This is a genomic window from Acetobacterium sp. KB-1, from assembly GCF_003260995.1.
Taxonomy (GTDB): domain Bacteria; phylum Bacillota; class Clostridia; order Eubacteriales; family Eubacteriaceae; genus Acetobacterium; species Acetobacterium carbinolicum.
On the sequence record NZ_CP030040.1, the window covers coordinates 3,788,569 to 3,803,628 of the forward strand.

At 43.6% G+C, this 15,060-nt stretch carries 18 protein-coding genes and 1 riboswitch; of the genes, 5 read left to right on the forward strand and 13 right to left on the reverse strand.

Going from position 1 to position 15,060, the window contains the following annotated elements:
* Window positions 1–54: 54 nt before the first annotated feature.
* The 9 genes from DOZ58_RS17455 to DOZ58_RS17495 all read right to left on the reverse strand — a co-directional run bounded on the left by DOZ58_RS17455 (window position 55) and on the right by DOZ58_RS17495 (window position 7,667).
* Entirely contained in the window at window positions 55–1,095 is a 1,041-nt protein-coding gene (locus tag DOZ58_RS17455) for a PotD/PotF family extracellular solute-binding protein (protein WP_111889466.1), read from the reverse strand.
* Between the two features lie 13 nt (window positions 1,096–1,108).
* Complete coding sequence (locus tag DOZ58_RS17460; RefSeq protein WP_111889467.1) at window positions 1,109–1,888, reverse strand: ABC transporter permease; 780 nt, start codon at window positions 1,886–1,888, stop codon at window positions 1,109–1,111.
* Window positions 1,885–2,730: an ABC transporter permease gene (locus DOZ58_RS17465; protein WP_111889468.1), complete on the reverse strand. Its 846-nt coding sequence runs from the start codon at window positions 2,728–2,730 to the stop codon at window positions 1,885–1,887. Before DOZ58_RS17465 ends, DOZ58_RS17460 begins: the two co-directional genes overlap by 4 nt.
* On the reverse strand, window positions 2,717–3,781 hold the full coding sequence (locus DOZ58_RS17470; protein ID WP_111889469.1) for an ABC transporter ATP-binding protein: 1,065 nt from the start codon (window positions 3,779–3,781) through the stop codon (window positions 2,717–2,719). Before DOZ58_RS17470 ends, DOZ58_RS17465 begins: the two co-directional genes overlap by 14 nt.
* Before the next feature lie 330 nt (window positions 3,782–4,111).
* Window positions 4,112–4,885, reverse strand: a complete 774-nt coding sequence (locus tag DOZ58_RS17475) for an HD-GYP domain-containing protein (RefSeq protein ID WP_111889470.1) — start codon at window positions 4,883–4,885, stop codon at window positions 4,112–4,114.
* 20 nt (window positions 4,886–4,905) lie between these two features.
* Window positions 4,906–5,178 carry a hypothetical protein gene (locus DOZ58_RS17480; RefSeq protein WP_111889471.1) on the reverse strand — a complete coding sequence of 91 codons (273 nt, stop codon included), beginning with the start codon at window positions 5,176–5,178 and terminating at the stop codon, window positions 4,906–4,908.
* Between the two features lie 164 nt (window positions 5,179–5,342).
* Entirely contained in the window at window positions 5,343–6,059 is a 717-nt protein-coding gene (locus DOZ58_RS17485; RefSeq protein WP_111889472.1) for an ABC transporter ATP-binding protein, read from the reverse strand.
* On the reverse strand, window positions 6,049–6,750 hold the full coding sequence (locus DOZ58_RS17490) for an ABC transporter permease (protein WP_111889473.1): 702 nt from the start codon (window positions 6,748–6,750) through the stop codon (window positions 6,049–6,051). Before DOZ58_RS17490 ends, DOZ58_RS17485 begins: the two co-directional genes overlap by 11 nt.
* Window positions 6,751–6,809: 59 nt before the next feature.
* Window positions 6,810–7,667: a substrate-binding domain-containing protein gene (locus tag DOZ58_RS17495; RefSeq protein ID WP_111889474.1), complete on the reverse strand. Its 858-nt coding sequence runs from the start codon at window positions 7,665–7,667 to the stop codon at window positions 6,810–6,812.
* A gap of 104 nt (window positions 7,668–7,771) precedes the next feature.
* A riboswitch (molybdenum cofactor riboswitch) is annotated at window positions 7,772–7,888 on the reverse strand.
* Window positions 7,889–8,212: 324 nt separating this feature from the next.
* Between DOZ58_RS17495 and DOZ58_RS17500 the strand changes: the two genes are divergently transcribed.
* From DOZ58_RS17500 to DOZ58_RS17510, 3 genes are read left to right on the forward strand one after another with little or no spacing between them, the layout of a single operon-like run.
* A complete protein-coding gene (locus DOZ58_RS17500; RefSeq protein WP_242988537.1) occupies window positions 8,213–8,452 on the forward strand; it encodes a (2Fe-2S) ferredoxin domain-containing protein in 240 nt (79 codons plus the stop codon).
* Window positions 8,453–10,156, forward strand: coding sequence for a [Fe-Fe] hydrogenase large subunit C-terminal domain-containing protein (locus DOZ58_RS17505; protein WP_111889476.1), 1,704 nt, complete (start codon window positions 8,453–8,455; stop codon window positions 10,154–10,156).
* Window positions 10,156–11,319, forward strand: a complete 1,164-nt coding sequence (locus DOZ58_RS17510; protein ID WP_111889477.1) for a SpoIIE family protein phosphatase — start codon at window positions 10,156–10,158, stop codon at window positions 11,317–11,319. The genes DOZ58_RS17505 and DOZ58_RS17510 overlap by 1 nt, the downstream gene beginning before the upstream one ends.
* 170 nt (window positions 11,320–11,489) lie before the next feature.
* Here DOZ58_RS17510 and DOZ58_RS17515 read toward each other — a convergent pair whose 3' ends face one another.
* Window positions 11,490–12,818, reverse strand: a complete 1,329-nt coding sequence (locus DOZ58_RS17515; RefSeq protein ID WP_111889478.1) for an APC family permease — start codon at window positions 12,816–12,818, stop codon at window positions 11,490–11,492.
* A gap of 80 nt (window positions 12,819–12,898) precedes the next feature.
* Window positions 12,899–13,528: a uracil phosphoribosyltransferase gene (gene upp / locus DOZ58_RS17520; protein ID WP_111889479.1), complete on the reverse strand. Its 630-nt coding sequence runs from the start codon at window positions 13,526–13,528 to the stop codon at window positions 12,899–12,901.
* Window positions 13,529–13,687: 159 nt separating this feature from the next.
* On the opposite strand from upp, the gene DOZ58_RS17525 reads away from it, so the two are divergent.
* Both DOZ58_RS17525 and DOZ58_RS17530 read left to right on the forward strand, forming a co-directional pair.
* Entirely contained in the window at window positions 13,688–13,936 is a 249-nt protein-coding gene (locus DOZ58_RS17525; RefSeq protein ID WP_111889480.1) for a glutaredoxin domain-containing protein, read from the forward strand.
* A 12-nt stretch (window positions 13,937–13,948) separates the two neighbouring features.
* Window positions 13,949–14,167: a YdbC family protein gene (locus DOZ58_RS17530; protein WP_111889481.1), complete on the forward strand. Its 219-nt coding sequence runs from the start codon at window positions 13,949–13,951 to the stop codon at window positions 14,165–14,167.
* A gap of 53 nt (window positions 14,168–14,220) precedes the next feature.
* Here DOZ58_RS17530 and DOZ58_RS18760 read toward each other — a convergent pair whose 3' ends face one another.
* Window positions 14,221–14,367, reverse strand: a complete 147-nt coding sequence (locus DOZ58_RS18760) for a hypothetical protein (protein ID WP_204355435.1) — start codon at window positions 14,365–14,367, stop codon at window positions 14,221–14,223.
* A gap of 180 nt (window positions 14,368–14,547) precedes the next feature.
* Window positions 14,548–15,051: a molybdenum cofactor biosynthesis protein B gene (locus tag DOZ58_RS17535; RefSeq protein ID WP_111889482.1), complete on the reverse strand. Its 504-nt coding sequence runs from the start codon at window positions 15,049–15,051 to the stop codon at window positions 14,548–14,550.
* Window positions 15,052–15,060: the final 9 nt, after the last annotated feature.

Consider the following 15,060-nt stretch of genomic DNA (forward strand, 5'->3'; position numbering starts at 1 on the left):
TGGTCGCGCAACTAAAACAACCCAGCCAGAGTTATTTCCAGCTGGGTTGTTTTGTTATTTGGAGACACTAATCTCGGTCCAGGCCCGGTTATAGATTTCCATGATATCACTAGGCAGATCCATAAAGATCTCACTGCGAGCCAGATCTTCGGGGCTGATGTTAAAACCGGCATTGTTCGACCAGCTTGAATCAAGCAGCGCCAGAGCTGGCGTATTCGGAGAGGAGTAACCGACGTATTCAATATTTTTAGCGGCAACTTCCGGGGTTAGCATGAAATTGATGAATTGTTCGGCCAGTTCCGGATTCTTGGCATTTTTGGGGATCACAAAATTATCATAAAAGGCATTGGAACCTTCCTTGGGAACCGCAAAATCAAGGTTGTTGGTTTCACTCATGATAATGGCCGCATCGCCGGAATAGACCACGGCTATAGCAGCATCACCGCTGGCCATCAGGCTTTTGACATTATCGGTAACATAGGCCATAACCAGCGGTTTCTGGGTAATCAGAGCATCCCGGGCGGCATTGATGTTAGCCTCATTGGTTTCATTCATGGAGAAACCGAGCCGTTTTAGTGAGGCGCCCATGCTGTCGCGAATGCTGTCATACATTAAGATTTTGGAAGCATATTTATCATTCCAGAGAATATCCCAACTATCCACCGGATCGGTGACCTGAGCGGTGTTATAGACAATTCCTAAAACCCCGTAGAAATAGGGGACCGAGTATTGATTGCCGGGATCAAAGGCCAGATCCTGGGCCGCGGCATCGATGTTAGCCAGATTGGGGATATTGTCTTTGGTGATGGGCCTAAGCATCTCTTCGCGAATCAGCCGCTCAATCATATAATCAGAGGGTACCAGTACGTCATAGGTATCGGATGAATTCTTGACCTTGACGTACATGTCCTCATTGGAGGTAAAGGTTTCGTAATTGACCCGACAATTATAGTCGTCTTCAAACTGGGCGATGACCTCCGGGTCCATATAGTCGCCCCAGTTATAAACAGTAAGCTCAGCCCGATTATCGGAGCCGCAACCGCTGGCCAGAAAAGGCAGACACAACAAGGATAAAATTAACACGAACTTTTTCATTCCATTCTCCTTTTTATTGGATATTTTTAATCCCTTTTTCACTACGGATATTGATCAGTATTAGTAAGATCATGATACACCCAAACATAATTGTTGACAAGGCATTGATTTTGGGGTTGATACCGGCCTTGGCCATCGAATAGATGGTGATCGATAGATTGCTGACCCCATTGCCGGCGGTAAAAAAACTGATCACGAAATCGTCAATTGATAGGGTAAAGGCAATCAGGGCACCAGAAGTAACACCGGGAAGAATCTCCGGGAACAGCACCTTCCAGAAGGCCTGGCGAGGGGTTGCACCCAGATCCAGCGCAGCTTCAAAAATGTTCTCCGGCAACCGGTTAAACCGGGGTAGTACCGCCAGAATTACATAGGGGATACAAAAGGTGATGTGGGCAATAATAATAGTGGTTAGTCCCATTTTCATTCCCGCAAAAATAAATAGCGACATCAGGGTAATCCCCATCACGATATCCGGTACCAGAACGGGGATATTATTTAACAACAGATAGGGTCTTTTTAGTTTGGATCGCATCTGGTAAATACCCACCGCCGAAATGGTGCCCACAAGAGTGGAAACAGTGGTGGCGATCACGGCAATAATGAGGGTATAGTACAAAGCTTGAAGGATATAGCGATCCTGAAAAAGCATGACATACCATTTGAGCGTAAAACCTGCCCAGGGCCCCATAATCTTAGAATCATTAAATGAATAAACAATCAACACTAAAATAGGTGCGTATAAAAACAACAAAATTAAGGCAAAGGCCAGTTTTTTAAGGATCTTTTTCATAGAATTTGACCTCCGGTATCAAGTTCTTTTCCGGTGATCAGACGGGCAACACCTAAGACGAGAAAGATAATGGTCATCAATACCATTGAAAGCGCTGAGCCGAAGTTCCAGTTGTTCAGGGTTAAAAACTGCTGCTCAATGAGATTTCCGATGAGCATGTATTTGCCACCGCCCAACAAATTGGAAATAACAAAGGTACTTACCGCGGGCATAAAGACCATCATTGATCCGGAAACGATGCCGGGAAGACTGAGTGGCAATTTGATTTTTACAAACATCTGGAAATGGTTGGCCCCCAGATCGGTGGCGGCCCGCAGTAGATCCGGATCAATTTTTTTCAAGGCGGTGTAAATCGGTAACAGCATATAGGGGAAAAAGTTATAGACCATCCCCAGAATCACAGCAGATTGGGTATATAGCAGAGAAACATCCCTAAAGCCTAACAGACCCAGAAATTGAGAGATTAATCCGCTGCCGCTGAGCAGCACCATCCAGGCATAGGTTCGCAGCAGGAAATTGACCCACATCGGGATGATCATCAGTACAATCATCAGATTCTGGCGATTGCCGGGTAGCGATACAATCAGGTTCCCTAAAGGATAGGCGATAAAAAAACAGATCAGGGTGGCGATGACCGCATATAAAAATGAACGGTATAAAAGTTCCAGGTAGACCGGGTCCATAAACTCTTTATAATTCTCCAACGTAAAGGTATAGATGCCAGCCTTAAAATCCGGGTTGGATAAAAAGCTGAACCAGATTACCACCAGCAGCGGAACGGCGATAAAAATAAGCATCCACAGACCGTAAGGATAGGCAATGGTTTCCTTAAATGATTTCATGGTCGTGTTCCTTCTTCATGATATGAATATTATTGGGATCAACCTGGATACCAATCTGGTCGCCAGCAAAAAATTCACGGGTAGTATGAATCAGCCAGCTAATGCCCTTGCAGTTCATAACGATTTCATAGTGCATCCCCAGAAAGGTCACGGATTCGATGACACCGTCCAGAAAACCGGTACCGGGTGGGAGAATTTCGATATCTTCAGGGCGGATCACAGTGAGTACCGACTCGTTTTTCTCAAAACCTTTGTCTACGCAGGGAATTTCGACATCCTGAAGTTTGACCAGACAGTCTTTTAACATCATCGATTCCAGAATATTGCTTTCACCAATAAAATCGGCGGCAAAGGCGTTTCGGGGTTCGTTATAAATATCCACCGGTGAGCCGATCTGTTGGATCCGGCCATGGTTCATAATGATAATGGTATCAGACATTGTCATCGCTTCTTCCTGGTCGTGGGTGACATAAATAAAGGTGATGCCGGTTTTTTTCTGGAGTTTTTTTAGTTCCAGTTGCATGTTTTTGCGAAGCTTGAGATCCAGAGCACCCAGGGGTTCGTCAAGCAGCAGGACCTGAGGGTGATTAACCAGGGCTCTGGCAATGGCGACCCGCTGCTGCTCGCCGCCGCTTAAGGAATTGACATCCCGTTGTTCCTGCCCTTTAAGATTGACCATCCGCAACATTTCCTGAACCAGGGTGTCTATTTCAGCCTTGGCTTTTTTTTGAATTTTTAACCCAAAGGCCACGTTATCATAGACGTTTAAATGGGGAAACAGGGCATACTTTTGAAAAACGGTGTTAATGGGCCGTTTATTGGCCGGAATATTGACCAGCGATTTGCCTTCGAAAAGAATATCTCCGGCGTCCGGGGTTTCAAACCCACCGATCATTCGTAGCAAGGTGGTTTTTCCGCAGCCGCTGGGGCCGAGAATGGTCAGGAATTCATTGGCCCGAATGTGAAAATTAATTTCATCAATGATCGTTTTGTCCCCATAATGTTTGACCAGGTCTTTAACCTGGATAATTTTTTCGGTATTTTTTTTCAATTCATAAATCCTCCATTGATAGCTCTGTATTGAAACGATAAATTTAAGCAAAAAAATCCCCAGGCTTTCCCCAGGGTTGATTAAAAATCCCCAGGCTTTCCCCAGGGTTGATTAAAAATCCCCAGGCTTTCCCCAGGGTTGATTAAGCGGTTCGTTGCTTGCTGATGCATTATGACAATTAAATTTATTCTAACATGTAATGGGTTAAATAGCAATATAAATGGGTTTTAAAGCGACTTTTTTAATTAAAAAAGGTGCTGTCCCATTAACTGGAACAACACTCAAAGCAAAATCTTAAACGCTTTTGTTAATTTAAAACGAATGCGTCATTTATAAGATGCTAGTAATGGTAATATTGAGGAAAGCCCGATCACTCAGATTAAGCTCAAAAGGATCAATGTCTTCACCATCTCTTTTGAAAATGCGGACCCTGGGGCGCATCGAGAAGCTTTCATAATTTTCAATGATGATACCGGTTAACCGATTGCTCAGTTCCACACAGGTGCCAATGGGATAGGGAGCGATCTTTCGGATAAAGATGTTGACCAGATCCGGATCGAATAAGGTATGGGATGAACCCATGATATATTCAATCACCTCTGAGGGGATAATGGCTTTGCGGTAAGGTCGGTCGGAAGTCATGGCGTCATAAACATCGGCAATGGCGATGATTCGTCCAAAGAGGGAGATTTGCTCTTCACTTAGGTTGTTGGGATAACCACCACCGCCAAATTTTTCGTGGTGGTCTAAAATGCCAATCCGGGCAGACATACTGATGGTCGAAACTTTTTTAATGTAATCATAACCGAGGGTCGAGTGGTTTTGCATTTCACAGGACTCGTCCTCTGAAAGTTCCCCTTCTTTACAAAGAATATCTTTTTTAACAAAAACTTTGCCAATATCGTGGAGAATGGCACCGATACCCAGATCACACAGCTGTTCCCGGCGCAGACCCAGGGCTGAACCCAATAAAATGGAAAGGACAGCCACATTCACCGAATGGAAATAGGTATAGTCATCAAAAACCTTCAGATCCACCATGTTAATCACCATACTGCTATTCTGAAGAATTTCGTCAACGATGCTTTCAATATGTTTTTGCATGTCATTAAAGGTATTCTTTTTTAAGGCACCTTTGTTTTCGGTAGTAATGAAAACATCCTTAATACATTTAACGGTTTCGGCTCGGACACGATCGTTGATAATATTAATGATTTGGATATCTTTGTCAGATCATCTTCAACATATATGCCATTATAATTTAATTTTTTTATTCGTTCGATGTAATCTTCGGTGAGAACAGTATCTTTAGCAAGAATCAACTCACCCCGCTCACCCCAAAGATTGTTTCCTAACATCATTCCTTCGCGCAGGCAAAATGTTGGCACATATCTCATGGTTTTCCTCCCAATATAATGACCCCATATAAAGTCTGGACTAAGTAAATATTATAACTATAAAAACCCCGTTTATGCAATCAAAATTTCCTGGTAAGTCTGATAAAAAATAGTTCTCACAAAAATATTTGAATTTCTGTGATTTTAGTTCAGATAATAGCGTTTTAAAATCGATCAAGTGAGATAAACTCATCGATTGTAGGATGGTTAGAGGCCATGATTTTTTCCGGTGTGCCAGAAAAAAGACAAGATCCTTGATCCAGAAACGTCAGGTGGGTACAGATCCGGAAAGCCTGACTGAGATTATGGGTGATAATAATAATTGAAAGTCCCTGCTCTTTAGTTCTCGTTTTTAAAGCAGTTTCTATAATCTGGATGCTTTTGGGATCGATATTCGCCGTGGGCTCATCTAAAAATAGAACTTGGGGTGAAAAAGATAAGGCGCGAGCTAGTGCTGTTTTCTGGGATTCCCCACCGGAAAGATGTCGGGCACTCTGATTCTTAATCGCTTCAATTTCGAACTCATTCAATAACTGTGATACGGTTTGATCAATTTCGTCTTTTTCACGTTTGCGGATTTTTAACGGATAGGCAATATTTTCATAAACTGAGCGTGAAAAAAGGGTGGGGGTATGATTGGAATAGGTCATTTCACAAAAAATATTCGGATCTAAGGGCACGCCATTATAAAGTACATTCCCAGTAGTTGGGGTAACGAGACCGGCCATTATTTTCATTAGCGTGGTTTTCCCAGATCCGTTAGGTCCGATAATGCCGTGAATTTCTCCAGACTCAAAAAAAAGATCTTGAGATTGACCATTCAGATTGAGCACCGTTTTATCTTTATATGTTTTTGTAATATTACGCGTCTTAATATTCATTTTGATCCCCTATGATAAAATGGTATAAAATCGAGTTGGTAAGAAAAGAGATGGTCATCAGGATAAGTCCCATAGCGATGGAGACACTGTATTGACCCATATTGTTATTCATGGCGATAAAGGTCGTCATCACGCGGGTGAACCCCCGGATATTTCCACCCACAATCATTACTGCGCCGACTTCAGAAATGGCCCGGCCAAACCCACTGACCAGGGCGATCATAATGACGCCTTTTAGTTCCAGAATCAGCAGGATCAGAATATCCCACCCCTGAGCACCCAGCGTTTTCCCCGTTTGGACTACCTCATAGCCACTGGTGCTGGCATGGTTAAAGATGATGCCCATAATAACGGGGGTAACCAGAATAGTCTGGGCAATGATCATTGCGGTGGCAGTATACATCAGCTGAAACTGACCCAAAGGACCAGAACGAGCTAAAAAGAGGGCGGTAAACAAACCAATGATAACCGGCGGAAATGACATGAAGGTATAAAGAAACCGGGACACCACTGTCTTGCCTCTGAATTTTTTGATGCCCAGAAGAATGCCAAGAGGAACGCCGATCAGGGTGCCATAAAGGGTCGAAGAAAAAGAGACAAAAAGCGATAACAAAACAATTTGAATGATTTCAGGATCAAAAGAAAAAATGAGCCGAAAGGCTTCAACAAAACCATTGAGTATGTAGTCCATTGATTTCTCCACAATGCGATCCTGGAAGAAGATCTTCTCCCAGGACCTCAGTTAACTTTTTATTTTTGTGCAGCGTTGGGGATAAACAGCGGATTCCCATTCACTTCGTATGAACCGATCAGTTTTTGGGTTTCGGGTGATATAATCCAATCAACAAAGGCTTGCGCGCCGTCGGCATTGATCTGGTCATTGATTGATGGTGATACAGCAATAACCCCGTAAGGATTGTTTAAAATTGTATCGCCTTCGCAAACAATTTCCAGGTTGGTGATGGTATCTTTCATGTTGGCGTAGGTTGCCCGGTCAGCCAGAGTATAGCCCAATTTTTCGTTGGTAACAGTTAGTGTTTCGCCCATGCCGGTGCCGGTTTTTAAATACCAGTCGCCTGCAGGGGTGATATTGGCAGCCTTCCAGATGGCCAGCTCTTTGGTATGTGTACCGGATTTGTCATCCCGGGAGACAAAGGTTGATGGCACAGCAGCTATGGCAGTAAAAGCCTTGGCAGCATCAGCAGCAGCGTTTGCTTTTACCTTGGCCGGGTCTTCTTTTGGTCCCAGCACAACAAAGTCGTTATACATGACATCAAAGCGTTCGGCTCCGTATCCATCGGCGATGAACTGATCTTCCTGGGAACGTGCATGAACCAGAAGGACATCGGCTTCACCAGCTTTTCCCATTTCCATGGCTTTCCCGGTGCCCACGGCAACAACCTTGACGGCGATCCCAGTTTGGGCTTCAAAATCCGGTAGGATCACTTCCAGTAAACCGCTATCCTGGGTACTGGTGGTGGTGGCAAGAATGATCTCCCCGTTAGAACCAGGCTCTAATTCCTTTTTAGCCGGGGTGCAGCCCAGGCCACTCAGGGCAAGGGTACAGACAAATAATACAATAACCAATACTGACAATTTCTTTTTCATTTTCTTCCTCCTAAAAAATAGTATCAAAGAGAAGTCTCTTTAATGACATAACGGGAGGTCAATCCAAAAAAATAAAATGACTGCTCAAAAAAACAGTCAGATAATTCCATGAATTCCACCATCCTTTACACACTGGAAAGCACAATCATTTCTAACCGTACTCTATCGATTGATAAACCATAGCAAACCGTAGGTGCATCAATTCGGATTGTATTGTTTTCATTAAGAAAACGTTATTCAATTACACCGATTTTAGCAAAGATTATTGGCTTCGTCAAGGTCGAAGTCGGATTTACCCATGAATCTGCTGATATTTGAGTAAAACCCAGTATAAATTAAAAGTAAGGGTAAAAAGTATCAATAATCGTTAAAAAATTGAGGAGGGTTTGCATCAAAAATGAACGTTTTTTTATCCTGATTTTGAACTGCTTTTTTTTTAGATCTTTTAGTATGACATTTTTGCCCAGCCGTTGACAGACAAAAAATCTGATGATACCATGAACCAACCAGACTAATGTAGAATATTTTTTATGAAGGATAATGTGATGAAGACAATAAGAATATGTGTTGGCAGTGCATGCCATGTAAACGGATCCTATAAGGTTGTTAAAGCCTTGAATCAAATTATTGAAGAGCGAGAATTAGGGGATGAGGTTGAACTGGTAGGGTCATTTTGTATGGGGAAATGTACGGAGGGGGTTGCCGTGGAATGTGATGACATCATCTATGCCGTTTCAACTGAAAATGCGAAAGAAATTTTCGAGAAAATTATGGGGGAAAAATAATTGAGTATCATTAATTTTTCAAAAGATAAATGTCGTAATTGTTATAAGTGTATCCGGAAGTGTCCAGTCAAAGCCATAAAACTGAAGGATAAACACGCCCAGATTATTCAGTCGATGTGCATTGGCTGCGGGATCTGTATTGCAACATGTCCTCATAATGCCAAAGAGATCCATAGTGATGTTGATACCATCAAAAAATGGCTAAAAACCGAGCAGGTGGTACTCAGTTTATCAGCAGTATTTCCGACTGCTTATTACCTTAACCATCCCAGACAGTATTTGGGAATTCTAAGGGAACTGGGATTTACAATCATTGAGGAAACTTCCATCGGTGCTGAGGTAGTCACCAAAGCTTACGCCGATGAATATTGCAGTGATAAAAAGCTGGTGATTTCTTCCTCCTGTGCGGCAATAAAAAATCTCATTGAAATTTATTATCCTCAGTATTTGTCCGCCTTGAGCCATCAGGTTTCGCCAATGATCGCCCATGGCAAGATTCTTAGAGAAAAATACCCGGAGGCTAAGATCGTTTACGCTGGTTCCTGCCTGGCAAAAAAAATGGAGGTTCATGATACGGATGTCCGTGGCATTATTGATGGGGTCTTAACCTTTGATGAAATCGATGCCTGGATTAAAGAGGAGCATATTGACCCCAATAAGATGCCGATAGAGGAATTCAACGCCATCGGTACCAATACCGGACGGCTCTATCCAATTACTGGAGGACTGGCTAAAAACAGTGTCGAAAATCTCGACGGCAGCCGGAAAATTCTTCGCATCGACGGCGTCAAGGATTGCATGGCGTTCATGGATGAAATTCATCAGCTGGAGAAGAAGTATTGGATTGAAATGAATGCCTGCGAAGAAGGGTGTGTCAATGGTCCCGGAAATCTTCACAGCCCTTTGTCTAAATATGAAAAGGTGGAAATGCTCCAGACCTATATCGATTTAAACAGCAACAAAGAACCATCGAATGAGATTCCCGAAATCAATAGTAGACGGTCCTTCCATAAACGGCCGGTTCATCATCTGGGCGAAGTTCCCGAGGAAGAACTTGAAAGGATTTTAAATCAGATGTCTAAATTCACAGAACGGGATGAACTCAACTGTGGCACCTGTGGTTATGAAACATGCCGGGATAAAGCCCGAGCGGTTTACTGGAATATGGCGGAAATGGATATGTGTCTGCCGCTGATTACCAGTAAAACCGAAGCGATTTCAAACTTGATCATTACGACCACCCCCAACGCCATTGCCGTGCTGGATAAAAAATTCCGGATCATTGAGTTTAATGCCGCCGCAGAACGCCTCTTTAATATGAAAAAAGAAGCTGTGATGCGTTACAATTTTGTGGATGCGCTTGATTATAATCCCTTCCGAAAACTGGACAATAACCGCGGCAATACCTATACCGGAAAAGGGCATTACGAAAAAGAAAACCGGATCTTTATGGAAATTCTGACCTATATTCCAGAACAGGAATTGTATATGGGAATTTTTATTGATATCACCAGGCAGGAAAAACAGGAGCAGGAGATGTTAAATATCCAGGAAGAAACGCTTAAAATGGCTCAGCGGGTGATTGACAAGCAAATGCGGGTTGCTCACGAGATCGCCGGGTTGTTGGGCGAAACCACGGCGGAAACCAAGGTGACGCTGACCAAACTTCAAAAAGTTGTAACCAGTCGGGAGGTTGAACGTTAATGCCTTTATTTATGGATATTGCCAGCGATAGTGTCAACAAGGTTCATGAAGAGCTTTGTGGCGATAATGTGGAAGTGCGAATTAATGATGAAAGCGTCATTGTGGTGCTGGCTGATGGCATGGGTAGCGGCGTTAAAGCCAACATTCTGGCAACGCTGACCTCCACCATTGCGGCGACCATGCTGGAAGAAAAAATGGGGATTATGGATGTGTTGGAAACCCTGGAAGCCACCCTGCCAAAATGCAGTGTTCGTCGGATGGCCTACTCGACCTTTACCATTGTTCAGGTTTTTAGAAATCGAATGGCTTATATTCTGGAATTTGATAACCCCCCATTGGTGTTTATCCGCGATGGAGAAATCATCGAACTGGAACGGAAGGAAATTGAGTTTCAGGGAAAGTCTGTTTATGAAACCACCAAGGAAATTGAAAAAGGTGATATTATGGCCTTTTTCAGTGACGGCGTGATCCATGCGGGGATTGGCAATTTACTAAATTTTGGATGGCAATGGGAAGAAGCGTCGGATTATATCCTGGCGCGATCCTATGAAAACAAAAAAGCCAAGGACATTTCCATGGCACTGGTGGATACCTGTTATAATCTGTATGGTGAGGAGCCGGGAGACGATACCACAGTGGCTGTGATCAAGGTGGAAGAACGAAAATATGTCACCATTTTTTCAGGTCCACCGTTGGATCAGGAAAAGGACGCCGAGATTAAACGGCTACTGGAACGGGGTCGGGGCAAAAAAATCGTCTGCGGCGGGACGGCCGCCAATATTGTGGCGCGGGAGTTTGGTGAAGAAGTAAAAGTCGATTTTTCCACCATGTCGGATCGGGTACCACCGATTGCCACTATCAAAGGGATTGACCTGGTAACTGAGGGAGTACTGACGCTGAAAGAAACCCTGCGGATCTGTGATGATTATATGAATAATCGCTGTGGTCGCGAAATCTTTCAGGAAAAAAATGGTGCATCGATGCTGGCTAATATTCTGATGAACGAATGTACCACCATCGATCTGATTATTGGGAACTCCATCAATCCCGCCCATCAAAACCCCGATTTTCCAGAAGAACTCACCACCAAATGGCGGGTGACCCAGAAACTTATTGAGATGCTGCGTAGCATCAATAAAGAAGTAAATATCATTTATGTTTGATTTAAGTATAATACTTTAAGCACGAGCTAATAAAATACAGGCATTCAAGCAAAAAGAGAAGCGGAACACCCCGGTGAGGGTGCTCCGCTTCTAATAATATGCTTTGAGGAGAAAAGCTATATAACTTATATACCCAAACAATGCGGTTTAACCCTGAAATAAAAAAATAATTATTTTTTTATAACATAATAACGGTAGTAGCTATAACCGGCCCCAAAAACAACGGCGCAAATAGCAAAATAAAGCCCAAACAGGGGATTTTGGATTCCGCCAGAGAAAATAATCAAGGAACCGATAGAAGCCAGGATTGGACAAATCAGTCCTCTGAAGACGCTTTTTATTTCCTTCTTTTTCCATAAAATAAAAACCTTGTAATAAAGGCCGAGGTAGAGCAGATAACTGGTCACAATGGCGATTTCTGAAATGTCAGAATTCGGGAACAGGGTATATTTTTGAGAAAAATAGTGAACAGCTAACCAAAAAATCACGATGATCAAGGCAAAAACAGCTGAATTCACCGGGAAATCAAATCGTGGTGAGATCGTGGTCATCGCTCTGGATTTGGGGATCATTTGATCGAGTCCCAAAGCATAGGGCATCCGGATCATCGCCATCACCAGGCCATTGAGGGTTCCCAGGACAGAGATAAAAACAAATAGCATCAGTATTTTTGCGCCGCTGGGTCCAAAAATCATAGTCGCTGCAAAATCAAGATGGGCATCTCCGACATTCATAATTTCGGCTGGACCCACCAGATTAGAGATTCCCACAAAGTAAACAATGTAGAGAACCAGAATAATCAACGGACTGATAACTAGTGCCAGGGGTAGATTGCGCTTGCTGTTTTTAATTTCATAGGCTACTGAGGTGGAAATAATCCAACCGTCAAAGGAAAAGGCAATCGGTGCAATGGCTCCAATCCAGCCGGTGGAAGCGATTTCCGAAACCGCAGTACTGGTAAAGTGCTCTCCGGTGCCACCGAATAACAGACCGGCAAAACCGATGATTACCAGGGGGATCAGTTTAATGACCATCGCAGCACTTTGAAAATAACCGCCAATTTTAGCTGAAAAAATATTGGTGGCAAAGAGCACAAAAAAACACCCGACGCCCGCTAATATTTGAATTTCCAGGGTTTGATTCACATTAAAGAGAATACAAAAGTAAATACCGGAAACCCAAGCCAGAATAGCCGTGATGGTGGGTAAATAGATAAAGGTCTGAAACCAGCCATAGGCTGAACCCATGCTGGGGCTGATAAATTCTTTGGCATAAGTAAGGACCCCACCGGGATGATCTGTTCGAGCAGCCAGTTCAGCGATGGTTAAACAACCAAAAACAATGCTGATGGCGGCGACAACAAAGACCAGAATACCTAAAACAACACTGCCACCAGTGGCAATGAGAATATTATCGCTTTTAAAAAAAATACCAGACCCGATAACGACGCCAACAATAAGAGCGATGGCGGTAAATAAGTTGTAGCGTGACTGTTGCATGGTAACCTCCGCTGTTTGGATTCCAGGTAACTTAAGAGAAGACGCGATTGGCCTCGGTGTAATAACCTGGAAATGATTTTTTATTTTGTACCAAAAAGTCGGTCACCGGCATCACCTAAACCGGGTACAATGTAAGCATGGTCGTTTAAGTGATCATCAATGGCGGCACAAAAAATGGGGATTTCAGGATAAGCATTGGTGACGGCTTTGACACCTTCCGGGCAGGCCAGAATATGAACGACCTTGATATTGGGGCAGTGGGCTTCTTTTAAAAGGCGTATGGTATGAATCACAGAAACCCCGGTGGCCAGCATCGGATCGACTATAATGGCTTCTCTTTCAGCAATATCAGAAGGTAGTTTTTTGTAGTATTCCACCGCCTGGAGGGTTTCAGGGTCACGGTACAGTCCGATGTGACCGATTTTAGCTTTGGGAATAATATTTGTGAAGCCTTCAACCATTCCCAAACCTGCCCGTAGAATAGGGACAATGACGACATCTTTTTCGGCCAGAACTTTTTGGGTGGTTTTGCAAATGGGGGTTTCAATTTCAATTTCTTTAAGCGGAAAATGTTTGGTCACCTCCCAGGCCATCAGACTGGATAGTTCCTTCACCAATTCTCGAAACTCCCGGGAAGGGGTTTCCATCTTGCGAAGGTGAGTTAATTTGTGCATGACAAGTGGATGATCCACTATCGTTACATTTTGCATGGTAATCTCCTTTTAACGTTTAATAGATTAATAATACGATAATTGATCGAATAATTCTACAATTATTTAAGAATTATTTGTTGACACTTGGGAAATAAGGGTTAAAATGAAAGAATACGTTTGTGTCAAGAACTTTTAAAAAGGAAGGTGACCTGAAAAATGAAAGAAATTAAATTATATACTTGGGCCCACTGTCCCTATTGCAGAGCCGCAAAACAACTCCTGGATGATAAGGGGTTGAAGTATGTGGAAATTGATATTTACAATGATGCGCAGACCCGTCGTCAATTGCAGAGTCAGACTAGTCATTATACGGTGCCTTTTGTCTTTATTGGGGAGACATTTGTTGGTGGCTTTTCGGAACTGAAAGAGATTGAGTTTAGTGGTAAACTCGATGAATTATTATAAGGTGAGGTTAAAATGGCGATAATATTTAAGGTTGTAGAAGAAATTGGTGTTCTCAGCGAATTACCCAGTGGATGGCAGAAAGAATTGAATCTGGTGAGCTGGAATGAACGGGACCCCAAGTATGATATTCGGGATTGGAATGCTGATCACGAAAAAATGCGTAAGGGGATCACATTGACTGTCGATGAGCTGGTCCAATTGCGTGATATCCTTAATGGGATGGAACTTTAGTAAAAAGATGCAGTAAAATCAGGTGCGAGGAATACTACCGTACCGACCAATTGTTAATCTGTTGTTCGCTGCACCATGCGAAATTCGCTTTGCTCTTTTCGCATTGGTCGCAGGCAGTCGCCAACTACAAGCTCACTTGTGATTGGCTCGTTGCCAATGCGCAGAATCGGACAGGCTATGCCGTGTCCGCTCCGATGCATACAACATGATGTAACAATTGTCGGTACTGGCTTATCTGTTAATCTGAACACAAAGCGTATCTCTCCTTTTGGTGAGATACGCTTTTTTGCGTGAAGGCAACGAGCCAATCACAAGCTTGCTTGTAGTTGGCGACTGCTCACGAACCAAAGATGGAGCGAAGCGGAATCGTGGTTTCGAGGTCACTTGATGGGTTCGGCGCAATTGGCGGAACCGCTGCTCAAGAGCATCTGCAGACCGTGGTCCAGCGCCGGTAGAACGGCTTCGAGGTTTTCTTTAACTGCTTTGGGGCTACCGGGGAGGTTAATGATCAGGGTTTGCTTGCGGATGCCGGCAGCACTGCGGCTGAGCATTGCTTTCGGGGTGATCTGCATGCTGTGGTAGCGCATTGCTTCCGGGATTCCGGGAGTTAAGCGGTCGCAGACGGCAATGGTGGCTTCCGGGGTCCAGTCCCGCCCAGAAAATCCGGTGCCACCAGTGGTCAGAATCAGATCCAGATGATCCTCATCAGCCCAGACCATCAGGGCTGTTTTGATCGATTCCAGATCATCCGGCAGGATGATGGTTTTGACCACCTCGTAAAGGTTGGTCTCTGCAAGCATAGCATGAATCATCGGGCCGCTTTTGTCTTCCCGTTGGCCCTTTGAGCCCAGATCGCTTAAGGTCATTATTCCAGTTTTATACATAAGGTCCTC